The organism is Pseudooceanicola sp. (genome assembly GCF_029213205.1).
Classification (GTDB): Bacteria; Pseudomonadota; Alphaproteobacteria; order Rhodobacterales; family Rhodobacteraceae; genus Pseudooceanicola.
The window spans coordinates 143,568-166,885 of the sequence record NZ_JARGNH010000007.1; the positions used below are offsets into that span (position 1 = coordinate 143,568).

22 protein-coding genes, 1 tRNA gene, 2 pseudogenes and 1 riboswitch are annotated in these 23,318 nt (G+C 64.2%); of the genes and pseudogenes, 9 read left to right on the plus strand and 16 right to left on the minus strand.

All coding sequences use genetic code 11. From position 1 onward, the window contains the following. Window positions 1-18: 18 nt before the first annotated feature. The 3 genes and pseudogenes from P1U48_RS08065 to P1U48_RS08080 all read right to left on the minus strand — a co-directional run bounded on the left by P1U48_RS08065 (window position 19) and on the right by P1U48_RS08080 (window position 2,287). Window positions 19-405, minus strand: coding sequence for a PaaI family thioesterase (locus tag P1U48_RS08065; protein WP_301068432.1), 387 nt, complete (start codon window positions 403-405; stop codon window positions 19-21). Between the two features lie 87 nt (window positions 406-492). Continuing rightward, window positions 493-1,115 (minus strand): annotated as a pseudogene (locus tag P1U48_RS18185) (VOC family protein). Continuing rightward, window positions 1,112-2,287 (minus strand): MalY/PatB family protein, encoded by a 1,176-nt coding sequence (locus tag P1U48_RS08080; protein ID WP_301068435.1) that lies wholly within the window; start codon window positions 2,285-2,287, stop codon window positions 1,112-1,114. Before P1U48_RS08080 ends, P1U48_RS18185 begins: the two are co-directional and overlap by 4 nt. Before the next feature lie 96 nt (window positions 2,288-2,383). Here P1U48_RS08080 and def (P1U48_RS08085) point away from each other — a divergent pair, with 96 nt between their 5' ends. The 6 genes from def (P1U48_RS08085) (at window position 2,384) to thiQ (ending at window position 7,841) form a co-directional block, all read left to right on the plus strand. After that, complete coding sequence (gene def, locus P1U48_RS08085) at window positions 2,384-2,899, plus strand: peptide deformylase (protein ID WP_301068465.1); 516 nt, start codon at window positions 2,384-2,386, stop codon at window positions 2,897-2,899. A 3-nt stretch (window positions 2,900-2,902) separates the two neighbouring features. Further along, complete coding sequence (gene def, locus P1U48_RS08090) at window positions 2,903-3,397, plus strand: peptide deformylase (protein WP_301068436.1); 495 nt, start codon at window positions 2,903-2,905, stop codon at window positions 3,395-3,397. Between the two features lie 3 nt (window positions 3,398-3,400). Next, window positions 3,401-4,306, plus strand: a complete 906-nt coding sequence (fmt, locus tag P1U48_RS08095; protein WP_301068437.1) for a methionyl-tRNA formyltransferase — start codon at window positions 3,401-3,403, stop codon at window positions 4,304-4,306. Window positions 4,307-4,508: 202 nt separating this feature from the next. Next, a riboswitch (TPP riboswitch) is annotated at window positions 4,509-4,610 on the plus strand. Between the two features lie 36 nt (window positions 4,611-4,646). After that, a complete protein-coding gene (thiB, locus tag P1U48_RS08100) occupies window positions 4,647-5,624 on the plus strand; it encodes a thiamine ABC transporter substrate binding subunit (RefSeq protein ID WP_301068438.1) in 978 nt (325 codons plus the stop codon). Further along, entirely contained in the window at window positions 5,600-7,162 is a 1,563-nt protein-coding gene (locus P1U48_RS08105; RefSeq protein WP_301068439.1) for a thiamine/thiamine pyrophosphate ABC transporter permease ThiP, read from the plus strand. Before thiB ends, P1U48_RS08105 begins: the two co-directional genes overlap by 25 nt. After that, a complete protein-coding gene (thiQ, locus tag P1U48_RS08110; protein WP_301068440.1) occupies window positions 7,149-7,841 on the plus strand; it encodes a thiamine ABC transporter ATP-binding protein in 693 nt (230 codons plus the stop codon). The genes P1U48_RS08105 and thiQ overlap by 14 nt, the downstream gene beginning before the upstream one ends. Window positions 7,842-7,906: 65 nt before the next feature. Here the strand turns inward: thiQ and P1U48_RS08115 are convergent, their stop codons facing one another. The 7 genes from P1U48_RS08115 to dapF form a co-directional block, all read right to left on the minus strand. Then, on the minus strand, window positions 7,907-8,701 hold the full coding sequence (locus tag P1U48_RS08115) for a cytochrome c1 (protein ID WP_301068441.1): 795 nt from the start codon (window positions 8,699-8,701) through the stop codon (window positions 7,907-7,909). 14 nt (window positions 8,702-8,715) lie between these two features. After that, a complete protein-coding gene (gene petB, locus P1U48_RS08120) occupies window positions 8,716-10,035 on the minus strand; it encodes a cytochrome b (protein ID WP_301068442.1) in 1,320 nt (439 codons plus the stop codon). Window positions 10,036-10,046: 11 nt separating this feature from the next. Further along, window positions 10,047-10,631 carry a ubiquinol-cytochrome c reductase iron-sulfur subunit gene (gene petA, locus P1U48_RS08125; RefSeq protein ID WP_301068443.1) on the minus strand — a complete coding sequence of 195 codons (585 nt, stop codon included), beginning with the start codon at window positions 10,629-10,631 and terminating at the stop codon, window positions 10,047-10,049. 265 nt (window positions 10,632-10,896) lie between these two features. After that, window positions 10,897-11,499: a glutathione S-transferase gene (locus tag P1U48_RS08130; RefSeq protein WP_301068444.1), complete on the minus strand. Its 603-nt coding sequence runs from the start codon at window positions 11,497-11,499 to the stop codon at window positions 10,897-10,899. A 94-nt stretch (window positions 11,500-11,593) separates the two neighbouring features. Beyond that, the gene (locus tag P1U48_RS08135; protein ID WP_301068445.1) at window positions 11,594-12,217 is read right to left on the minus strand and encodes an FMN-binding negative transcriptional regulator; all 624 of its coding nucleotides are present in this window, start codon (window positions 12,215-12,217) and stop codon (window positions 11,594-11,596) included. Between the two features lie 33 nt (window positions 12,218-12,250). Continuing rightward, on the minus strand, window positions 12,251-13,510 hold the full coding sequence (gene mtaB, locus P1U48_RS08140; protein ID WP_301068446.1) for a tRNA (N(6)-L-threonylcarbamoyladenosine(37)-C(2))-methylthiotransferase MtaB: 1,260 nt from the start codon (window positions 13,508-13,510) through the stop codon (window positions 12,251-12,253). Then, complete coding sequence (gene dapF / locus P1U48_RS08145; protein ID WP_301068447.1) at window positions 13,510-14,343, minus strand: diaminopimelate epimerase; 834 nt, start codon at window positions 14,341-14,343, stop codon at window positions 13,510-13,512. The genes mtaB and dapF overlap by 1 nt, the downstream gene beginning before the upstream one ends. A 129-nt stretch (window positions 14,344-14,472) precedes the next feature. Here dapF and P1U48_RS08150 point away from each other — a divergent pair. Next, window positions 14,473-14,548 (plus strand) — tRNA-Lys (locus P1U48_RS08150). A 366-nt stretch (window positions 14,549-14,914) separates the two neighbouring features. On the opposite strand, the pseudogene P1U48_RS08155 reads toward P1U48_RS08150, so the two are convergent. Beyond that, window positions 14,915-15,944: pseudogene (locus tag P1U48_RS08155) on the minus strand (IS3 family transposase); the annotation flags it as partial. 292 nt (window positions 15,945-16,236) lie between these two features. After that, window positions 16,237-17,865 (minus strand): SulP family inorganic anion transporter, encoded by a 1,629-nt coding sequence (locus tag P1U48_RS08160; protein WP_301068448.1) that lies wholly within the window; start codon window positions 17,863-17,865, stop codon window positions 16,237-16,239. A gap of 176 nt (window positions 17,866-18,041) precedes the next feature. Between P1U48_RS08160 and P1U48_RS08165 the strand changes: the two genes are divergently transcribed. Together P1U48_RS08165 and P1U48_RS08170 are read left to right on the plus strand one after the other, a co-directional pair. Beyond that, complete coding sequence (locus tag P1U48_RS08165) at window positions 18,042-18,920, plus strand: MBL fold metallo-hydrolase (RefSeq protein ID WP_301068449.1); 879 nt, start codon at window positions 18,042-18,044, stop codon at window positions 18,918-18,920. Between the two features lie 66 nt (window positions 18,921-18,986). Continuing rightward, complete coding sequence (locus tag P1U48_RS08170; protein WP_301068450.1) at window positions 18,987-20,402, plus strand: FAD-binding oxidoreductase; 1,416 nt, start codon at window positions 18,987-18,989, stop codon at window positions 20,400-20,402. Between the two features lie 111 nt (window positions 20,403-20,513). Here P1U48_RS08170 and P1U48_RS08175 read toward each other — a convergent pair whose 3' ends face one another. The 4 genes from P1U48_RS08175 to P1U48_RS08190 form a co-directional block, all read right to left on the minus strand. Continuing rightward, window positions 20,514-21,047, minus strand: coding sequence for an adenine phosphoribosyltransferase (locus P1U48_RS08175; RefSeq protein WP_301068451.1), 534 nt, complete (start codon window positions 21,045-21,047; stop codon window positions 20,514-20,516). Beyond that, window positions 21,047-21,673, minus strand: coding sequence for a LysE family translocator (locus P1U48_RS08180; protein WP_301068452.1), 627 nt, complete (start codon window positions 21,671-21,673; stop codon window positions 21,047-21,049). The genes P1U48_RS08175 and P1U48_RS08180 overlap by 1 nt, the downstream gene beginning before the upstream one ends. Beyond that, window positions 21,670-22,539, minus strand: coding sequence for an S-methyl-5'-thioadenosine phosphorylase (locus P1U48_RS08185; protein WP_301068453.1), 870 nt, complete (start codon window positions 22,537-22,539; stop codon window positions 21,670-21,672). Before P1U48_RS08185 ends, P1U48_RS08180 begins: the two co-directional genes overlap by 4 nt. A gap of 94 nt (window positions 22,540-22,633) precedes the next feature. Beyond that, complete coding sequence (locus tag P1U48_RS08190) at window positions 22,634-23,239, minus strand: flavin reductase family protein (protein ID WP_301068454.1); 606 nt, start codon at window positions 23,237-23,239, stop codon at window positions 22,634-22,636. Window positions 23,240-23,318: the final 79 nt, after the last annotated feature.

Sequence of the window (23,318 nt, forward strand, 5' to 3'; positions counted from 1 at the left end):
ACAGGGTCTATCGCACGCCTATTCGGATGGCACATGGCTGGTGGTGACCTCGATCATCACCTTGCCATCCGGGCGCCGCACCAGGGTGCGCACCACCGACAGGCGGCGGCCCTTTTTCACGAATTCCGCCTTGGCGGTGAGCACACCCTCGCGGGTGTTGGTCAGCAGATTGGCGGTCAGGTTGATCGCCAGCGGAAAGCCCTTCATGCCCGTTTCCACCGCACCGCCGCCCAGCGCCAGCCGGGTGGCGATCACATCGGCAAACCAGATCAGCGCCCCGGCATGGACGGTGCCAAACGGGTTCACAATCCCCGGCTGCACCAGCATTTCACCGCTGGCGGTGTCATCGACATCATAACGAGCAGTGAAGTCGATCTTGCCGTTGATGGTGGTGGTGGTGGTCATCGCAATCTCCCTTTTGGAGGCCACAAGGCCATGGCGGCGGGGGTTTTGCAATTGCCGGGCGCGTTGGACGCGCAGGGAAAGGTGGCTCTACCGCAGCCACTTCGGCCCTGCCGGTGTCGAGATCAGCGCGGCCAGACCGGCCTCTGACCCGGAGTCGACATCGATCCGCGGATCATCGATCAACCCCGCCAACCGGTGGCGCAGATCAACCGGATCGGGATGGCGCAGATCCAGACGTAGCAGATCCAGCCCGGCATCGGGCATCCGGGTCGGCGGCAGCGGACCGACCTGCCATTCGATGACGCTGGGAAACACGCCACCCATCGGCAACCTGCCATCCTCGGCCACGGTCAACCGCCAGCGCAGATCGCCCCGGGTCACCGGTATCGCCGGGCCGCAGGCCACTGGCAGGGCGGATTGCACCGCCGCCATACCCGTCACCCGCACACCCAATGCGCAAGGCGCGGCGTCTCTGGCGGCTGGTCCAGTTCGAACCAACGTGGCCGGCTCGGCGGCGCAGCATCAGGGTCGGGGGCGATGACCTCAAGAAACCCGGACTCGCCGAGGCGGATCAGGTGATTGTGGGTGCCCATCAACGGATGCGCCCCGCCCGGCGGCAGGCGCAGCCCGATCTGGCGCTCGACATGGTCCAGCCCCGCCGCCAGTGTCGCGGCAATCACCACCAAATGGTCGAAATGGCCAAGGCTCATTGCAGGTCGGAAAACGCCTTTTGCAGCCGCTCGACCGCCTCGACGATCCGCGCCCGTGGGGTGGCGATGTTGAACCGGTTCCAGGTTTCGCCGCCATTGCCGAACGCCGGACCCTGGTTCACCGCGATCCAGGCCTGCCCGGCAATGCGCTGCATCACCTCGTCGCGATCCATGCCGGTGCCTGCAAAATCGACCCAGGACAGATAGGTCCCCTCTAGCGGCATCGAGCGCACGCCGGGAATTTCAGCAATCCCCGCATCAAAGACCTGCCGGTTGCCGTCGAGATAGACACAGAGCGCATCAACCCATGCCGCCCCTGCGGGCGAATAGGCGGCGGTCATCATGTGCTTGCCAAAGGCATTCGGCGACAGGCCAAGCCCGGCCATGGTGGCCCCGAACGCGGCGCGCAGCGACTCGTCTTCAACAATCACATTGCCGGTGTGCATCCCGGCCAGGTTAAAGGTCTTGGTCCCAGCCGTCATCATCACCGTCCGTGCCTTGGCGCCGGGGGCGGCGACCGCAAAGGGGATATGTCGATGGCCGGGCATCACGATATCGCAATGGATCTCGTCCGACACCACGATCAGGTCATGCCGTTCGGCAAATGCCGCCAGCGCCTGCTGCTCGGCGACGCTCCAGCAGCGACCGCCGGGATTATGCGGCGAGCAGAGGATGATCATCTTTTCGCGCCCGCTCATCTGGGCATCATAGGCGTCGAAATCCATTTCATAACGCCCGTCGCGCTCTGCCAGTTGGCACTGCACCACCTCGCGACCAGCGGCGGCAATGACCTTGTGAAAGGCGTGATAGACCGGGGTGAACAGGATGATGCCATCACCCGGCTGGGTCCATGTCTGCATCGCCAAAGCGGCGCCATTGACCAGCCCATGGGTGGAAAAGATCGCGCCCTCGTCGACGATGTCCCAACCGTGCCGTTCCCGCGCCCACCAGCGGATCGCATCCAGATAGGCGCTGTCATCGCCGAAATAGCCAAAGATTCCATGATCGACATAGGCGCGCACCGCATCGGTAACACAGGCCGGCGGGCGGAAATCCATATCCGCCACCCACATCGGCAAACCATCGCTGGGCGATACGCCTGAAACCTCTTCCATCCGGTCCCATTTCGATGAATGGGTGCCGCGTCGTTCAATGATTTCGTCAAAATTCATGGTTCGCCTCACATTTGATGCCAAGACGCTAAACGATCAGAATTCGGGTGCAAGCGTGACATTGCGCAAGACCGGTCGATCCCCTAAATGAACCGCATGAAACTGCCGATCCTGATCCATCCCGACCCGCGCCTGAAAAAGCACGCCGCACCGATCGCTGACATCAGCGATGATCTGCGGACGCTGGCGGACAACATGCTCGAAACCATGTATGACGCCCCCGGCATTGGTCTGGCGGCGCCACAGGTCGGCATGCTCGACCGGTTGCTGGTGATGGATTGCATCAAGGACGATGGCCCGCCCCGTCCCTATGTGATGATCAACCCCGAGATCATCGCCAAATCCGACGAAACCAGTGTCTATGACGAGGGTTGTCTGTCGATCCCCGAACAATATGGCGAGGTTACCCGACCCGCCGAGGTCGAGGTGCGCTGGATCGACCGCGACGGCAAGGAACAGACCGAGGTCTTTGCCAATCTCTGGGCGACCTGCGTGCAGCACGAGATCGACCATCTCGACGGCAAATTGTTTATCGACTACCTCGGCCCGATGCGTCGGCAGTTGATCACCCGCAAGATGCAAAAGCTCAAACGCGAACGCGCGCGGGACTGACGGATGCCAACGCGCCCGATCCTGCGTTGGCCGGACAAGCGCCTGCGCCAGCCCGCGGCTGAGGTGGCAACGATCACCGGTGACACCCACGCCATCTGGACCGATATGATCGACACGATGGAGGCAATGCCGGGTGTCGGCCTCGCCGCCGTGCAGATCGGCGTGATGCAGCGCCTGGCGGTGGTCGATGCCTCTGACCAACGCGGTCAGGCGCTGCGCATGGCCAACCCGGTGGTGCTGCACGCCAGTGTCGAGCCGCGCGACCATGAAAAGGCGAGCCCCTGCCTGCCCGGAGTCTCGGCCCGGATCACCCGGCCCCGCGCGGTGACCCTGCGGTTCCTGAACGCCGAGGGCGAGATCGAAGAGCGCGATTTCGTCGGCCTCTGGGCGACAAGCGCGCAACATCAGATCGATCACCTCGACGGGCGAATGTATTTTGACCGGCTCAGCAAGGTCAAACGCGACATGCTGCTGCGCAAGGCGCGCAAGGGGGGCTGAGAGATGCGGATCATCTTTATGGGCACGCCAGAGTTTTCGGTGCCGGTGCTCGATGCCCTGGTCGCGGCGGGGCATGAGATCATCATGGTCTATTGCCAACCGCCCCGCCCCGCCGGGCGCGGCAAAAAGGACCGCCCGACCCCGGTTCAGGCCCGGGCCGAGGCGCTGGGCCTGCCGGTGCGGCATCCCAGCAGTCTGAAATCAGAGACCGAACAGGCCGAATTCGCCGCGCTGGCGGCGGATATCGCGGTGGTCGTGGCCTATGGGCTGATCCTGCCGCAGGCGGTGCTGGACGCGCCGCGTCTGGGCTGCCTCAATATCCATGCCTCGCTGCTGCCACGCTGGCGCGGCGCTGCGCCGATCCACCGCGCGATCATGGCAGGCGATGCCGAGACCGGGATTTGCATCATGCAGATGGACGCCGGGCTGGACACCGGCCCGGTGCTGCTGCGCCAGGCCACCGTCATCGGCGCCGAGGAAACCACCGGCCAGCTGCATGACCGACTGTCGGCCATCGGCGCCGGGCTGATCGTCAGCGCGCTGACCCGGATCACCGACCTGACCCCGGAACCGCAACCCGAAACCGGCATCACCTATGCGGCCAAGATCGACAAGGCCGAGGCCCGCGTCGACTGGACCCGCCCGGCAGCCGACATCGACCGCCAGATTCGCGGGCTGTCGCCCTTTCCCGGCGCCTGGTGCGAAATCGACGGTCAGCGGATCAAGCTGCTGGCCAGCCGCTGCGCCGAGGGTGCGGGCGCACCCGGCACCGTGCTGGACGGAACCCTGAAAATCGCCTGCGGCACCGGTGCCGTGCAGATCCTGCGCCTGCAACGGGCCGGCAAAGGCGCCCAGGAATCCGCAGAGTTTCTGCGCGGCCTGCCCCTGCCGATCGGCACCCGGCTTTGACAGGCCGGGGGGCTCTGCCCCCCAACAGCCTGCGGCCTCCCCCCGGGATATTTGAAACCAGAGGAAGCGGGAAAATGGCCTTGCCCTTCCTCTGGTTTCAAATATCCCCGCCGGAGGCCTCAAATCTATGGCCCGCCAGTGCCGAAGGAAACGCCGCTGCTGCAAGGCAGCCTTGCGCCTGCCCAGTCGGCGCTCTAGGATTCGGTTCACCTCGGGGTGCCCTGAACAGGCTGAGATGCAGCAAAGCGAACCCGTTGAACCTGAACCGGTTAAGACCGGCGGAGGGAAGGTTGTAATCCTGCATCCGATCTCACTCCGCCCGTCGTGATATGGAGGATGCATGCGACATCTTGCGATTGCCACGGGACTTTTCATCGCCACTTCGGTGGCGGCTGAAACGCCTGTGCTGCAAGTCTATACCTACGACAGTTTCAACACCGAATGGGGCCCCGGCCCGGCGGTGGAAGCCGCTTTTGAGGCCGAATGCGGCTGTGATCTGCAGTTCATCGCGGCGGGCGATGGCGCCGCGCTGCTGTCGCGACTGCGCCTTGAGGGCGCTCGCGGCGAGGCCGATGTGGTGCTTGGTCTCGACACCTCGCTGATCGCCCAGGCCCGCGACACCGGGCTGTTCGCGCCGCATCAGGTGCAGGCCGAATTCGATCTGCCGATCGCCTGGGAGGATCCGCTGTTCCTGCCCTTCGACTGGGGCTATTTCGCCTTTGTCGGCCAGGTCGACGGCCCGGCGCCGACCTCCTTTGCGGCGCTGGCCGCCAGCGACGCCAAGATCGTGATTCAGGATCCGCGCAGTTCGACCCCCGGCCTGGGCCTGCTGATGTGGGTCAAGCTGGCCTATGGCGATCAGGCCGCCGAGATTTGGGCCGACCTGGCCGACAATATCGTCACCGTCACCCCCGGCTGGTCCGAGGCCTATGGCCTGTTTCTGGAGGGCGAGGCCGATCTGGTGCTGTCCTATACCACCTCGCCCGCCTATCATCTGATCGCTGAGGATGACGCCAGCAAACGCGCCCTGCCGTTTGACGAGGGCCATTACATGCAGGTGGAAGTGGCGGCGAAACTCGCCGCGACGGATCAGCCCGAGCTGGCAGAAAGGTTCCTGACCTTTATCACCTCCGATACGTTTCAATCTGTGATCCCGACCACCAACTGGATGTATCCGGCGGTGGTGCCGTCAGAGGGCCTGCCGGCCGGGTTCGAGACCCTGATCCAGCCTGCCAAGGCGCTGCTGGCCCCCCCGGATCAGGCCGCTGCCCTGCGCGATGTGGCGCTGGAAGAATGGCGCCGCGCCCTGTCGCGTTGAACCGGGGCGCGATGATCCGGGGCTGGCCGGGACGCAGCGCGGCGCTGGCGCTGGCGGCGTTCCTGCTGGCGCCGCTGATCGCGATCCTGTGGCGGGCGGGCGGATTTGGCAGCCTGTCCACCGCCGATTGGCCGGCGCTGCGCTTTACCCTGCTGCAGGCCGTCCTGTCGGCGCTGTGTTCGGCAGCGCTGGCGGTACCGGTGGCGCGGGCGTTGGCCCGGCGCCGGTTCGGCCTGCGCGGCGCCTATATCGCGCTGATGGGGGCGCCGTTCATCCTGCCGGTGATCGTTGCGGTGATCGGCTTTATCGCGGTTTTTGGCCGTGCTGGGCTGCTCAATTCCGGGCTGGCGCTGATCGGCGTCGCGCCGGTGTCAATCTACGGGCTGCATGGCGTGGTGCTGGCGCATGTGTTTTTCAACCTGCCGCTGTCGGTGCGGCTGATCCTGCAGGGCTGGCAGGCGATCCCCGCCGAGCGGTTCCGCCTGGTCGCGCTTCTGGGCGCTGACAGCGCCAGCGCCCAGCGGTTGCTGGAATGGCCGATGCTGCGCCAGGTGTTGCCCGGAGTCATCGCGGTGGTGTTTGCCATCTGCCTGACCAGCTTTGCCGTTGCCCTGACCCTGGGCGGTGGCCCCCGTGCCACCACCATCGAGCTGGCGATCTATCAGGCCTTCCGCTTTGATTTCGACCTGGGCCGCGCTGCCAGCCTGTCACTGGTGCAATTCGCGCTGGTCACCCTGGCCGGGCTGGCGGCGCTGAAGTTCGGCACCCTCGGCGGGCCGGGGGCCGGGTTCGACCGGCCGGTGGCGCGTTGGGATCTGACCGGGCGCGGCTTGCGGCTCGCCGATGCGCTGTGGCTCGGCCTGGCGGCGCTGTTTCTGCTTGGGCCGCTGGCGGCGGTGATTGCCCGTGGGCTGACCGGGCTCACGCATCTCGGCGCCGCGGTCTGGCAGGCGGCCATGGTGTCGCTGGCCCTGGCGCTGGCGGCAACCGGGCTGACCCTGATCCTGGCGCTGACGATCGCCACCGCGCGACGTGGATGGGTCGAATTGGTCGGGATGGCGCCGCTGGCCGCCTCGCCGCTGGTGCTGGGCACCGGGTTGTTCCTCCTGATCCACCCGCTGGCCCGCCCCGCAGATTGGGCGCTGGTGGTGACGTTGACGGTGAATGCGGCGATGGCGCTGCCCTTTGCCCTGCGCATCCTGACGCCGGTGATCGCCGGGATCGAGACCGATTATGGCCGCCTCGCCGATCAGCTGAACCTGCAGGGCTGGACCCGGCTGCGCTGGTTGATCCTGCCCCGCGCCCGACCGGCGCTCGGCTTTGCTGCCGGGCTGACGGCTGCGCTGTCAATGGGCGATCTGGGCGTGATCACCCTCTTTGCCGATCCCGAACGCGCCACCCTGCCGCTGATGGTCTGGCGGCTGATGGGCGCCTATCAGATGCAGGCGGCGGCGGGTGCGGCGCTGTTGCTGCTGATCCTCAGCTTTGCCCTGTTCGCCCTGTTTGACCTCGGAGGCCGCCGCCATGCTGACCCTTGAGACTCTGCGCCTGACCCAGGATGATTTCACCCTCAGCGCCGATTGGCAGGTGCCGACCGGCGGCCGGGTGGCGCTGATCGGGCCATCGGGGGCCGGGAAATCCACCCTGATGGCGGCCATCGCAGGATTTCTGACCCCGACCTCCGGGCGGATCCTCTGGGACGGCGCCGATATCACCAATGTCGCGCCAGGCAAGCGGCCAGTGGCAATGCTGTTTCAGGACGGCAATCTGTTTCCGCACCTGACCCTGGCGCAGAATGTCGGCCTCGGAATCCGCCCCGACCTGCGGCTGTCGGCGGCGGACAAGGACCGGGTGCAAACCGCACTGGACCGGGTCGGCCTGGAGGGGATGGCGGCGCGCAAACCGGCGACGCTGTCAGGCGGACAGCAAAGCCGCGCGGCACTGGCACGGGTGCTGGTGCAGCGCCGCCCGCTGCTGCTGCTTGACGAGCCCTTCGCCTCACTCGGTCCGGCGCTTCGGGTCGAGATGCTGGATCTGGTGGCTGACCTCTGCCGCGATACCGGCGCCACGCTGATCCTGGTCAGCCACACCCCTGACGATGCCCGGCGGATCGCCGACAGCGTCGTGGTGGTGGATCAGGGCGCCACCGATGCGCCGGTGGACACCGAAGCAGCCTTTGCCAATCCCTCAGCCGCGCTCAGCCACTATCTGGGCTGAATGCGGCGCCAAAGAAAACCCCGCCGTTTCCGGCGGGGTTCTGGTCAGGTCGACATCTGGAGCGTTCAGGCAGTCTTTTTGCCCTTGTGCGGCGACCAGAGTCGCTTGTTGGTCAGGTAGAGCAGCGAGGCCAGGATGATCAGCAGCATCACCCCGGTGAAACCGGCATGTTTGCGCGCCATCATCTTCGGCTCGGCCGCCCACATCAGGAAGCTGGCGATATCCTCGGCTTCGTGATGCAGCTCGTTCGAGTGACCGTCGGCAAAGTCGACATCCTCACCGAACAGCGGCGGCGCCATGGCGATCCAGCCACCGGGAAAGGCGGTGTTTTCATAAAACGTCGTGCCCGCCTGTTCCTTTTCCTCACCGGTATAGCCGGTCAGGATCGCAACGATGTATTCCGGGCCGCCAATGCCGCGAACGAACTGGTTCACACCGGTGCCATAGGGGCCGTGAAACGCCGCGCGGGCCTTGGCCATCAGGCTCAGGTCCGGTGCGTTCTCCAGGCTCGAGCCAGGAAAATGATCGCCCGGGGTCGCCGGACGGGTGTCATCCAGCTCCTTGTCGAACACTTCGAAGTTCTGCGCGGCATAGGCGCGAACCTGATCCGCAGGCAGATGCGGACCGCCTTCGTCCGCCAGGGTGCGGATCGGCACATAGCGCAGACCGTGGCAGGCGGAACAGACCTCGGTAAAGATCTGCAGACCGCGTTGCAGCTGGTTCTGGTCGAATTTGCCGAACGGCCCCTCAAAGGAGAAATCCACATCGTGGATCGCGTGGCCGCCGGTTTCCGCCGCCAGCGCACCGCCGGTGGAAAGGGTCAGAGCGGCAATCGCCGAGAGCGTGAAACGCTTGATCATTGTCATCTCTCCACTTACTCGGCCGAATGGCCTGTGCCGTAATGCGCATCGAAATCTTCCTCGATGGACGCAGGCGGCGATTTCGGTTTCTCGATCACACCGAGCAGCGGCAGGATCACCAGGAAATAGGCGAACCAATAGGTGGCGCCAATCAGCGAAATGGTCGAATAGGGCGGTTCTGCCGGCATCGCGCCGCACCACATCAGCACCACGAAGTCGATGCAGAGCAGAGCGAACCACCATTTGAACATCGGCCGATACTTGCCCGACCGCATCGCGGAAGTGTCAAGCCAGGGCACCAGAACCATGACGCCGATCGCACCGAACATCGCCAGCACACCAAAGAACTTGGCGGTGACGATTCCGCCAGTGATGGTATGGGCCAGCATCACCACCCAGACATCGGCGGTAAAGGCGCGCAGGATCGCGTAGAATGGCAGGTAATACCATTCCGGCACGATATGCGCCGGTGTCGACAGCGGGTTGGCCTCTATATAGTTGTCCGGGTGGCCCAGATAGTTCGGCATGAAGCTGACGATGCCAAAGAACACCACCAGAACCACGGCCAGGGCGAACACGTCCTTGATCACGAAATAGGGCCAGAACGGCAGCGTGTCCTTTTCGACCTCGGCCTTGGAGCCACGGCGCACCTCAACCCCGGTGGGATTGTTGTTGCCGGTGGTGTGGAAGGCCCAGATATGCACGATTACCAGCCCGGCAATGACGAAGGGCAGAAGATAATGCAGCGAGAAGAAGCGGTTCAGCGTGGCATTGTCCACCGCAGGTCCGCCCAGCAGCCAGGTCTGGATCGGCTCGCCGATCAGCGGGATCGCCCCGAACAGACCGGTGATCACCGTGGCGCCCCAGAACGACATCTGCCCCCAGGGCAGAACATAGCCCATGAAGCCGGTGGCCATCATCAGCAGATAGATCAGCATCCCGATGATCCAGGTCACCTCGCGCGGGGCCTTGTAGGACCCGTAATAGAGACCGCGGAAAATGTGCAGATAAACCGCAAAGAAGAACAGCGAGGCGCCGTTGGCATGCATATAGCGCAGCATATGGCCGCCATTCACATCGCGCATGATATGTTCGACAGAGGCAAAGGCCATGTCCACATGCGGCGTGTAATGCATCACCAGAACGATACCGGTGGCGATTTGCAGCACCAGGCAGAAAGCCAGGACGATGCCCCAGATCCACATCCAGTTCAGGTTCTTCGGAGTCGGGATCATCAGAGTGTTATAGAGCAGACCCACCACCGGCAGGCGTGAATCCAGCCACTTTTCAAACCCGGTCTTGGGCTCGTAGTGATCGTGTGGAATACCAGACATGTTGACCTCCCTCAGCCCAGAATGATTTCGGTTTCGCCGTCGAAACGGGCGACCGGCACAGGCAGGTTTTCCGGCGCGGGGCCTTTGCGGATACGACCCGCAGTATCATAATGCGATCCGTGGCAGGGGCAGAACCAGCCGCCAAAGTCGCCAGCGCCATCACCCAGCGGCACACAGCCGAGGTGGGTGCAGACACCCATCATCACCAGCCATTCCTCGGCGGCGGCGCCTTCGGCACCCTCAGGGGCCAACGCGCGGTTGCTATCGGTGGCGGGGGCGCCTTCTTGCACATTGGCATTCCGGGCGATCGGATCGGGCAGCGCGTCGACATCGACGGCATTGGCCATCTCGACCTCTTCCGGGGTGCGGCGGCGGATGAACACCGGCTTGCCGCGCCATTTCACGGTGAGCTGGGTTCCCGGCTCCAACCCCGAAATATCGACGCGGACCGAGGCCTGGGCCTGCACATCCGCTGAGGGGTTCATCTGGTTGACCAGAGGCCAGACAGCAGCGCCGGTGGCAACAGCCCCGGTGCCAGCCGTGGCATAATATAGAAAATCTCTTCGGGTGCCGGCGTGATCTTCAGCGTGGGACACGAGCTTGTCTCCAATAGCTTGGCCTGAGGGCGGCCGTCATATCCTTGGGCCGCGCAGTGGGCGCAGCCATTCCGAGCCGGTTATTAGCGGCGGTTTTTCGCAACGTCCAGAGAACAATGGCCCAAGATCCGATGTGGCGCGGAAGTGTCGCGGCAGGCAACCCGGCAAAAGGCTTGAAATTTGGCGCCAAAGCGCCATCAGAATCGGCAGTCATCGCGCCGCTGCCGCCGCCCGTCGGGGCGGCCACAGCGGCGGATAAACCGGCTCAGCCCGGGATCGTGGCCTGCATGGCCGGACGCTCCACAAACGTCGCATACCAATCATCCAGCGCGCCATTGCCGTCACGCCAGCCACGATCAGGGTGGCGGAAATCAAGATAGCCCAGCGCACAGGCGATCCCGACCTGCCCCATGTCCAGCGGCCCGGCCAGATGGCTCATCCAGCGGTCATTGACCACTTTCACCGCCCGCTCGACCTTGCTCCACTGCGCCTCGATCCAGCCGTCAAAGACCATTTCAGGCGGCCGCACCCGATGTTCATAGATCATCGACACCGCGCTATCGAGGATCCCGTCGGCGGTGGCTTCCAGGGTCAGCACCTCCCAGAGGCGCGCCTCGGGATACAGCCCGGCACCGGATTTTGCGTCGAGGTAGCGGGTGATCACCCGGCTGTCATAGAGCGTCGGCCCGTCGTCGCGGATCAGCGACGGCAGCTTGGCCAGCGGATTCGCCGCGATCAGGTCCGGATCGGAATTGGTCGGGGTGGTCGAGACAAAGATCTCTTCGATCTGATCGGTGAGACCGGATTCGAGGATCTGAACCCTGACCTTGCGGACAAAGGGCGAAGCGGGAGAGGACATCAATTTCATCGGCGCGTTCCTGTTTCTGGGGATCTGCCGCGACGTTAGGCAGCGCGCCGATGCTTGTAAATCAGCCGCTCAGGTAATTCAGCCGACTGGGAAATCAGTCATGCTCACGCGGTGGCGGATCGCGCATCAGCGCCGCCAGCCCCGGATCCCCGGCCGCCGCGACCCCATCCGCCGCCGCCAGCCGCACTGCGTCGGGTTTGTTCTGCGCCAGTTTCCAGGTGCCATCGACAGCGCTGATCACCAGCCGCACCGGAACAATCCCGCGCATCATCCGATCCATCAGCCCGGGGGTCATCTTGCTGCTCAGCCAGGGCGCTTTCGGCAACAGCCGGTTTTCGAACGTCGCCGATTGCCGGTCCAGCAGATCGCCCAGCCCGTCAGGATCGCGCAGCTCTATTTGCCCGGTCAGATGCACCGCGACATAGTTCCAGGTCGGCACCTGATCTTCGGCCTGATACCAATCCGGCGAGATATAGCCATGCGGCCCGGCCACCACGATCCGCGCCGCGCGCGGCTGCGCCAGGGCGGCAACGATCGGATTGGGGCGGGCCAGGTGCAATTCGGCCTCGCGGCCATCGGCTGACAGGATAAACGGCAGATGGCTGACCAGCGGCACCGCATCGCCATTGGCGACAGTCAGAATGCCAAAGCCCTGTTGCCGGGCAAAATCCAGATTGCGGGCGGCAGAGATATCACGATAGGCGCGGTTCGGATGCATGGCAGACCTTTGATGCTGTAAACGCCGGTGCCATCAGGCCAGCAGCCCGCGCTGGTCGGCGCCGGTGATCCGGGCGGTGACAATCGCACCCTCGGGCTGATCCTTGTCAAAATGCACCTCGGCGAATTGCGCGGTCCGCCCCATTCGCGAACTTTCCATCAGCACCGCATGATCGCGCCCGACCTGCGCCGCCAGATGCGCCGCAACCTGCGCCGCACCGGCGGCCCGCAACCGTGCCGCCCGCGCCTTGATCGCGGCGCCCGCCACCGGCGGCATCCGCGCGGCAGGGGTGCCGGGGCGCGGCGAATAGGGGAACACATGCAGCCAGGTCAGATCGCAGTCGCGAACCAACGCCAGCGAGTTTTCGAACATCGCCTCGGTCTCGGTCGGAAATCCGGCGATGATATCGGCGCCAAAGGTCATATCCGGGCGCAGGGCCCGGGCCTCCTGACAAAACCGGATCGCGTCATCGCGCAGATGGCGGCGTTTCATCCGCTTCAGGATCATGTCATCGCCCGCCTGCAAGCTCAGATGCAGATGCGGCATCAACCGGGGCTCACTGGCAATCGCCTGCATCAACGCCGGGTCGACCTCGATCGAATCGATCGAGGAGATCCGCAGCCGCGCCAGATCCGGCACCAATTTCAGGATCCGCAGCACCAGATCGCCCAGCTTTGGCTGCATCGGCAGATCGGCCCCCCAGGAGGTCAGATCAACCCCGGTCAGCACCACCTCGTTATAGCCACGATCCACCAGCCGCCTGATCTGATCGACCACGACTCCGGCGGGCACCGAGCGGGAATTGCCCCGGCCAAAGGGAATGATGCAAAAGGTGCAGCGATGGTCACAGCCATTCTGGACCTGCACATAGGCACGGCTGCGGCTGCCAAATCCGTCGATCAGATGCCCGGCGGTTTCGGTGACCGACATGATGTCATCGACCCGCACCCGTTCGGTCGCGCCGATCAGGTCGGGGACCATGCCCTGCCAGCTTTCGGGCTGCATCTTTTCGGTATTGCCCAACACCAGATCGACCTCGGCCATCGCGGCAAAGGTTTCCGGCTCGGTCTGCGCGGCGCAGCCGGTGACGATCAGCGTGGCATTCGGGTTTTCGCGGCGCAGCCGCCGGATCTCCTGACGGGCCTTGCGCACCGCCTCGGCAGTGACCGCGCAGGTGTTGACCACCACCGCATCCTCGACCCCGGCGCTGGCCGCCAGATCCTTCATCGCCTCGGTCTCATAGGCGTTCAACCGACAGCCGAGGGTGGCGAAAATGGGGGCGCGGCGGTCCATCACAGCGCCGCCAGGAAGTCTGGCGAAAGCTCGGCCGCGAACACCAGCGCCGTCGGTCCGGTCATCCAGACGCCATCTGCGCGCCAGTCCAGCACCAGCCAGCCGCCATCCAGCTCCATCCGCACCCGGCGCTCGGTCAGCCCGCGCCGCGCCGCTGCAACAGCGGTTGCACAGGCGCCCGAGCCACAGGCCAGGGTGATCCCGGTGCCCCGCTCCCAGACTCGCATGCGGATTTCATCGCGCGCGCGCACTTCAGCGAATTCGACATTGGTGCGTTCGGGGAACAACGGATCATGTTCAACGGACGGTCCGCGCACGGCAGGATCGACAGCCCCCGCATCGGCGACAAAGAACACGCAATGTGGATTGCCCATGCCGACGCCGACCGGATCACCCTCCAGCGGCAGGTGCAGCGTGTCCATCTCGTGGGCCAACGGGATTTCGTCCCAGGCCAGCTCCGGCGGGCCCATGTTCACCGAGACCGCGCCCGCCTCCAGCCGCGCCGACAGCAGGCCGCGCACAGTGCGGATGCTGATCGCCTCGGCCCCGGTCTCCTGCATCACCAGCCCGGCAACACAGCGGGTGGCATTGCCACAGGCTTCGGCCCGGCTGCCATCGGAGTTCCAGAAGTCGAGCGCAATGTCCGAATCCGTGCCATCGCGAATCTCGGCCAGCTGATCGAATCCGACACCGCGATGCCGATCGCCCAGCGCCCGCGCCAGCGCCGCGTTGGTCACAGCAGCACGCCCTCGTGAATCGATGATCACGAAGTCATTGCCAAGCCCATGCATCTTGAGAAAGCTCAGCGGTTTATGAATCGCCCGGTCGCGCATGGCCGGGCATATAGCCCCTTCGCCGCCACAAGAGAAGCGGCCAGCGCAGGCTGCGATGGCAAACCATGGATTTCTCCGCCATTTCCGCTTGACCTCCCAAATCCCTCGCCTTAGACGAGCGGCCTATGTGGGCCGTTAGCTCAGTTGGTAGAGCAACTGACTTTTAATCAGTAGGTCGATGGTTCGAACCCATCACGGCTCACCACTATAATCAAAGACTTACAGGATTTTGATCCGCTCTTACCCTTCACCGGGTAAGCGCTAGGTAAGCTTGTGATTACAGATTCATTTTGATTTCGCCCAAAGGTTGCGTCAGCGTCGGTGCGATAGGGAGACGATTATGGACCATATTTATGGACCATATTCGGCTCGGCACGTTGCCAGAGTCGAAAAAGTCGCGCGATTTTGTTGGTTTGACTGATTCTGTTTGATTGATTCTGGTGTGTCGGTTGACGTGATCGCAGAGGCAGCGGCGAAAGCCTCGGAGAGGGACCTTTCCAATGCGAGCAAGGGCCCGCGCTTTCAGTTCGTAGCAGCGCTTCTCGTGCGGCTGCCGTTTTTGGCCGCGCGCCGGGGCTTTGTTGCCGATCGCGCTGTGTGGCCGTTCCTCATTGTAGTATCTGCGCCAAGTCTCCAACTCTTCGGTCGCATCTGCAAGCGTCAGGAACCAGTGGGCGTTCAGACATTCAGCCCTGAACCTGCCATTGAAGACCTCGATGAAGGCGTTGTCCGTCGGCTTGCCTGGCCGTGAGAAGTCGAGCGTGACGCCGCGCTGACAGGCCCAGAGGTCCATGTCCCGGGAGATGAACTCGCTGCCCTGATCGACCCGGATCGTCTTGGGGTAGCCCGAACTTCGACATACCTGGTCCAGCGTGGCGACCACGTCTTCACCTCGATAGCTGACCCGTGCGTCGAGCACCGGAACGTAGCGCGAGAACGTGTCCACGACCGTCAGAATCCGAAGTCTCTTGCCCGTTGCCAACTGGTCATGGACAAAATCCATTGCCCAGACATCGTTCGGCCCAACGGCTTCGGCGCGGTCGTTGCGCAGCTTCGCCTTTACCCGCCGCTTCGGCGTCTTGTTCCTGAGTTACAGACCCAACTCTCTGTAAATACGATAGACTTTCTTGATGTTGATCCCCCGGCCCTCGCGGTCCAGAAGCACGTGAACCCGGCGATAGCCGTAACGAACCCGTGCTTCTCAAATCTCCCTGATCCGCTTCTCCACGGCAGCCTGGTCGGCGCGGCAGGATTTGTAGTGAAACGTTGAGCAGTCAAATCCGATGGCGCCACACGCCGTCCAGATCGAGACCGCCCAATCGCTGCACATCCCGCGCACCAGCTCGCGCAGCCGACCAGACTTCAGATCTTTCGCCGGATGACATCCTGCAACATCTCGCGGTCCAGCGTCAGGTCTGCCACGATCTTCTTCAACCGGCTGTTTTCATCCTCAGGCTGCTTCAGCCGCTTCATTTCGGCCGGCAGCAAGCCCGCTACTTCTTCTTCCAGTTGAAGTAGGCCTCCTGGCTGATGCCTGCCTTGCGGCAGATCTCAGCTACCGGCGTGCCTTCCTCGCCCTGTTTGATGATGAACGCCTTCATGTGAAATCCGCTCCTCTCACAGCCGGGAAATCATTGCGGAAAACTCCAGATTCAAGCGGACCAGCTTGCGGGGATCAGATCACCATCTATCGACTTGTCCTACATGGGTGCAGGATAGATAAAACCGGCGGTCAGGGATTCCGGTTTCTTGGTACGTTTGATACATAAGGCCGGATATATGACACCAGAGGAAGCAGAGGGACGCCCATGGCTTCCTCTGGTCGAAAATATCCTCGGGGGTGAGCGGCCGAAACGGCCGCGAGGGGGCAGACGGCCCCCTTTTGCTGCCGGTTCAGTGTCCGCCCAGAATGCCGGTGCGCACCCCGTAATCGACCGCCACCGCGTAATCGGGATCGTCATCGCTGTCGATCATCAGATGCCCGGCCCGTTGCAGCAGCCGGTGGCAATCCCGCGACAGGTGGCGCAGTTGCAGCCGCTTGCCGGCGCTTTCATATTTCGCCGCCACCGCTTCGATCGCCTGCAGGGCGGATTGATCGACCACCCGGCTGTCCTCGAAATCGACGATCACCGCGCCGGGATCGTTCTTGACGTCGAACAATTCGATGAAGCCATCGGCGGAGCCAAAGAACAGCGGTCCGCGGATCTGATAGACCTTGGCGCCTTCCGGTGTGCGGTAGCTGCGCGCGCCGATCCGCTTGGCGGCGTTCCAGGCATAGGCCAGCGCCGAGACGATGACCCCGACGACAACCGCCATGGCAAGGTCGGAGATCACCGTCACCACCGTCACCAGCACGATGACAAAGGCGTCGGTCAGCGGCACCCGGGCCAGGATCTTCAGCGAGTTCCAGGCGAAGGTGCCGATCACCACCATGAACATCACCCCGACCAGAGAGGCCAGCGGGATCCGTTCGATCAGCGGCGCGCCGAACAGGATGAAGATCAGCAGGAACAGCGCCGCCGTCAGCCCGGAAATCCGGGTGCGGCCGCCGGAATTCACATTGATCATCGATTGCCCGATCATCGCGCAGCCCCCCATGCCGCCGAAAAAACCGGTGACGGTATTGGCGACACCCTGGGCGATGCATTCCTGGCTGGCGCCGCCACGCTGGCCGGTCATCTCGCCAACCAGGTTCAGGGTCAGCAGGCTTTCGATCAGGCCAATTGCGGCCAAGATCACCGCATAAGGCAGGATGATTTCCAGCGTTTCCAGGTTCAGCGGCACCATCGGCACATGCAGCGTGGGCAGCCCGCCCTTGATCGAGGCGAGGTCGCCGACCACCGGCACGTCGAGGCCGAGCCCGATCACCAGCGCCGCGGTGATGCCGATGCCCAAAAGCGGTGCCGGGATCACCCGCGTGATCCGCGGCGTCACCCAGATGATCACCATGGTCAACGCGGTCAGCCCGAGCATCATCGCCAGCGGCAGGCCGGTCAGCCATTCGCCACCACCGGCGCCATGGCCGCTGATCTCGACGCTGCCGGGCCGTTTGAACTGGGCCAGCTGCGCCATGAAGATCACGATCGCCAGCCCGTTGACAAAGCCGAGCATCACCGGATGCGGCACCAGGCGGATGAACTTGCCCCAGCGCAGCACCCCGGCGCTGATCTGGATCAGCCCCATCAGCACCACGGTGGCGAACAGGTATTCGATGCCGTGATCGGCCACCAAGGCCACCATCACCACCGCCAGCGCCCCGGTTGCACCGGAAATCATCCCGGGACGCCCGCCGATCAGCGCGGTGATCAGCCCAACGATGAACGCGGCATAGAGCCCGACCAGCGGGCCAACCCCGGCGACAAAGGCAAAGGCCACCGCCTCGGGCACCAGGGCCAGGGCGACGGTGAGGCCGGAGAGCAGCTCGATCCGCACCCGGCCAACGCTCAGTTTTCCGGTCGGCGCGATCCTGAGGTCCGGCAGGTCGATAAGATTGGCAAAGGCGGCAAGGGCGGCGCGTTTCAATGTCTGTCCGATATTTGGGGGAGTTTCTGGCTGCCTCCCTACAGGCTGACGCGGCAAAAGCCCATGCTGCAGGGCAGAAACCTGCCATGCGCTGGATGCAACCCGGCTTGCCACCTCGCGCATTCGTGAAACCGCAACGCCTGCGAACTGCTACGCTGGGTTCAGGAGACATGTCGATGGTCCGTGCCACCCTGATGCCTGCTGCCCCGATATCTGCGCTGCTGGCGCTGGCCCTGCTGTGCCTGACCGCCTGGCCCGCCGCCGGGCAGGGCCGGGACCGGCGGCTCAGCCATTGCATCGCGATTGCCGATGCGACGCCGGGGGTGACCTATCTTCACAAGGCGGCATTCAACGATCCGGTGCCTGGGTTTTCGGCCCGTATCAGCTATCTGTCGCATTCGATGTTTCTGATCCAGACCCCCGGCGGCCTGTCGGCGGTGACCGATTACGACGGTTGGATCGGCACTGCGGATTTCCTGCCCGATGTGGTGACGATGAACCACGCCCATTCCAGCCATTGGACCCCAGCGCCGGATCCGGCGATCCCGCATGTGCTGAAAGGCTGGTCTAACAACTATGGCGCGGCTGCGGATCACTACCTTGATCTCGGTGAGATGCTGATCCGCAATGTCTCGACCGATATCCGTGCGATGGGTGGGCTTGGTGAGGGCGGGGTCGAGGAGAACGGCAATTCGATCTTTGTCTTTGAGGTCGAAGGGCTGTGCATCGGCCACCTCGGCCATCTGCACCATGAACCGAACGAGGAACAATATGCCGCGCTGGGCCGGGTCGATGTGCTGATGGCACCGGTCGATGGCGGCATGACGCTGGATCTGCCCAGCATGATCCGGGTGGTGACGCGGCTGAAAAGTTCGGTGGTGTTGCCGATGCACTGGTTCTCGGACGCCTCGCTGCACTGGTTCATCGAAGGTGTCTCGGACGCGTTCGAGGTGCGATACCCCGGCGGCAGCGAAATCACCCTGTCGCTGCGCGATCTGCCGTCCCGGCCCACCCTGATCGTGCTGGACCCGGCGCCCTTGCGTGCGGGGCGCTGATTTTCCATCCGTGGCGGTGGGGGATCGGTGCTTTACCGTCGCGGCGCCGGTGCTAATCTGCGCGCCATGACATATGCACCCGCCGATACCGCCTTTGCCGAACGCCTGTCGGGCCAGATTTCACCCAAGGCCTTCAAGACCCCCGAACCGCGCTATTTCGAAGAGCCGCGCGGGCGTTGGACCGCGCCGATTGGCCTGGTCCTGGCCCCTGGCGACGTCGAAGAGGTGCGCACCATCCTGATGGCGGCCAATGACGCGCGGGTGCGGGTGGTGCCCTATGGTGGCGGCACCGGTCTGGTCGGGGCGCAGATTCCCGGCCCTGGCCCGGCTCCGCTGATCCTGTCGATGGAACGGATGAATGCAATCCGCGGGGTTTATCCCGAGGAAAACGTGATGATCGTCGAGGCCGGGGTGATCATGCAGGATGCCCATGACGCGGCACGGGCGGTTGACCGGGTCTATCCGCTGTCACTGGCGGCCAAGGGCACCGCCCGGATCGGTGGCAATCTCGGCACCAATGCCGGTGGCGTCAATGTGCTGCGCTATGGCAATGCCCGCGACCTCTGCCTCGGGATCGAGGCGGTGCTGCCCGATGGAAGGGTGCTCAACGGGTTGAGCCGCTTGCGCAAGGACAACACCGGCTATGACCTGCGCAACCTGCTGATCGGGTCCGAGGGCACTTTGGCGGTGACCACCGCCGCGACGCTGAAACTGGCGCCGGTCCCGGCGGAAGAGGGCACCGCCTATCTGGTGGTCGAGAGCCCGGATGCCGCGGTGAAATTGCTGTCGATGGCCAAGGCGCAGATGGGCGAGGCGGTGTCGGCCTTTGAACTGATCAAGGGCATGAGCTTTGATTTCATGCGCGCGGCTTTCCCGGACATCAAGCTGCCGTTCTACCCGGCGCCGCCCTGGATGGTGCTGATCGACATCGGCCTGGCCCGCGGCAACAGCCCGCAAGCGGCGCTGGAAACCCTGTTCACCGAGGCGGCCGAGGCCGGTCTGGTCAGCGACGGGGTGATCGCCCAGTCCGAGGGTCAGCGCGCCGCCTTTTGGGACATTCGCGAATACATGCCGCTGGCCAGCCGTGAGGTTGGTGGCATCTGTTCACATGACGTGTCGTTGCCGCTGTCGCTGGTGCCGGAATTCCTGCGTCGCGCCGATCAACTGGTCGCCGGGCTGGGGCCATTCCGGGTCAATTGCTTTGGCCATATGGGCGACGGAAATCTGCACTACAACCTGTTCCCGCCTGAGGGTGAGACCCGTGACAAATACATGCCGCGCAGCAAGGAAATCTATGCCGAGGTGCATGCGCTGGTGGTCAGCATGGGCGGATCCTTCAGCGCCGAACACGGGGTCGGGCGGCTGAAAACCGATGAAATGAAGAAATTCACCGATCCGACCCGGCTTGAGCTGATGCGCGGGATCAAGGCGCTGTTCGATCCCAACGGCATCATGAACCCCGGCGCGGTGCTGCCGGATTAGGCGGCGGCTGCTGGCGCGGCGGTTTGCCCCGATATGCGCTGACCCTCGCCCCATGCGGGCGGTTGGCCAGCCTCGGTCAGGCTGAGACGGTTCGCAAGGGATTAACGCCGCTCAGGCTCCGGCGAAATCGCAGAGCGTGTGGATGTCCATCCCCAGGCCTTTCAGCACCGCGCGCCCGCCCAGTTCGGGCAGGTCGATGATGAAGGCACAGCCGACGATCACCCCGCCCAGCCGCTCGACCAGGGAAATCCCCGCCGCCGCAGTGCCGCCGGTGGCCAGGAGGTCGTCAACGATCAGAATCCGTTCACCCGCCGCGATGGCGTCATCGTGGATCTCGACCACCGCCTCGCCATATTCCAGCGTATAGGCCTGCGACAGCACCGCGCCGGGCAGCTTGCCCGCCTTGCGTACCGGCACGAAACCACAGGACAATTGATGCGCCACCGCGCCGCCGAGGATGAAACCGCGCGCCTCAAGTCCGACCACCTTGTCGATGCGCTGACCGGCATAGGGGGCAACCAGCCGATCGACCGCCATGCGAAAGCCGCGCGGATCGGCGAACAGGGTGGTGACATCGCGGAACATGATCCCCTTGTGCGGGAAATCGGGGATTGTGCGGATGTAATTCTCAAGGTCGTCCGGCATCACATCGCCCTCCGCAATGAGGCGGTCATCGCCGCCATGGCAATTAACGCGCCGCCGCCCGCCCGGTTCAGCCAGAGGCCGACCCCAGGCCGGTTGATCCGGTCGCGCAGCCGGCCCGCCAACAGGGCATAGGCCAGGGCATTCAGCGCCGCGAGGCTGACAAAGGTCGCAATCAACACCGCGAATTGCGGTGCCAGCGCCGTTTCAGGCCGCAGGAACTGCGGCACGAAGGCGATGAAAAAGGCGATGCTTTTCGGGTTCAGCGCGGTGACCAGCGCGGCATGGCGAAACACCTGTCCGGCGGGCACCTGCGCCACGGCGCCGGGTAGGGGGGCGTTTGCCGGACGGCTGCGCAGCATCCGGAGGCCGAGCCAGAGCAGATAGGCGGCCCCCGCCCATTTCACCACGGCAAAGACCGTGGCCGAGGTCGCGATCAGCGCCCCGAGCCCCAGCAGCGAGGTGCTCATCGCGATCAGGTCGCCGGTGGCGACACCCAGGGCCATCGCCATCGCCACCCGACGGCCCTGGCTCAGCGCATAGGACAGCACCAGAAGCACGGTCGGCCCGGGGATCAGCAGCAGCGCGATGCTGGCGGCGGCAAAGGCCAGCCAGAGATCGAGGCTCATCCCAACACCCGCCCGGCGATCGCGCTCAGCTTGGCCACCAGCGCCGGGTCGCGCATTTCGGGTGCGGTCATGATCGCGGTGTCGAGGGCGCGGTCGCAGCCCTGCGGGCAGGGCGCCCGGTCAGGGGACAGCAACGCCGGCAGACGCGCCACCATATCGCGGGCCTTGCTGGCATTGCCCATCAGGGTGGCGATGACCTGGGCCACGTCGACTTCACCATGATCAGGATGCCAGCTGTCGTAATCGGTGACCATGGCGACGCTGGCATAACAAAGCTCGGCCTCGCGGGCGAGCTTGGCCTCGGGCATGTTGGTCATGCCGATCACGTCCGCCCCCCAGTGTTCGCGATACATCCGGCTTTCGGCAAGGGTGGAGAACTGCGGGCCTTCCATCGCCAGATAGGTGCCACCGTCATGCACAGTGACCCCGGTGGCCCGCGCCGCTTGCAGACAGGCCGCGCCAAGGCGCGGACAGGTCGGATGGGCGATCGAGACATGGCCGACGCAGCCGGATGAAAAGAACGACTTCTCGCGATTCACGGTGCGGTCGATGAATTGATCGACGATGACGAAATCGCCCGGCGCCATCGCCTCGCGGAACGACCCGCAGGCGCTGACCGAGATCACATCGGTGACCCCCAGCCGTTTCAGCGCGTCGATATTGGCGCGGTAAGGGACATCGGTGGGGCTGTGGACATGACCGCGGCCATGCCGGGGCAGAAATGCCATCGCCACCCCGTCAAGCCGCCCGGTCAGAATCTGGTCTGACGGCGCCCCCCAGGGGGTTTCGACGCTTTGCCAGGCGGCATCCTGCAACCCGTCAATCTCATAGAGCCCCGATCCGCCGATGATCCCCAGATATGTCATGCCGTCGCCTCAAATCGTTGTTGATTGCCGCCAAGTCTAGCGATGCAGACCGGGGGCACAATCGGCGACAGCGGGTTTGTGGGCCTCGGCGTGTCTAATCGTCGGGGCGCTGCAGGCTGAACAGCTCGGTGACGCGGGCGTAATCGCGATAACCCAGGCGCGCGAGCGGCTGAAAGCTGGTGACGTCGAATATCCCGTCCTTCAGGCAATTGTCGCGGATGTGGATGCCAGTCACCTCGCCAAACACCACGATATTTGTGGCGCCGGGCAGCCTGACGGTCTGCGTCAGCTTGCATTCCAGCACCGCCGGGGCCCCGGCGACATAGGGGCAGTCAATCGTCTGCGCCTCGCCCTTGCCCAGACCGGCGGCGGTGAATTCATCCTCACCGGCAGGCAGCAGCGCCGAGGTCACGTTCATCGCGTCGCGCATCGCATATTCGACGATGTTCACACAGAACACCCCGGTTTCGCGGATCACCGCGACGCTGTCCTTGGTGTCGCCCCGGTCATCCTTGGCCGAGGTCGAGGAAAACATCACCTGCGGCGGCACATAGGCGACCGCGTTGAAAAACGAATAGGGCGCCAGATTATCGCGCCCCGCGCTGTCGCGGGTCGATATCCAGCCGATTGGCCGGGGCGTGACAATCGCGTTGAACGGGTTATGGGGCAGGCCGTGGCCGTCTTTGGGTTCATAGAACAAGGGGCGTCTCCGATTGTGTCTCTGAATTTGGCTGTGGTCGCGTTTGCTCAGCATCTAGCGCCATGCTAGCAGCGTTGCC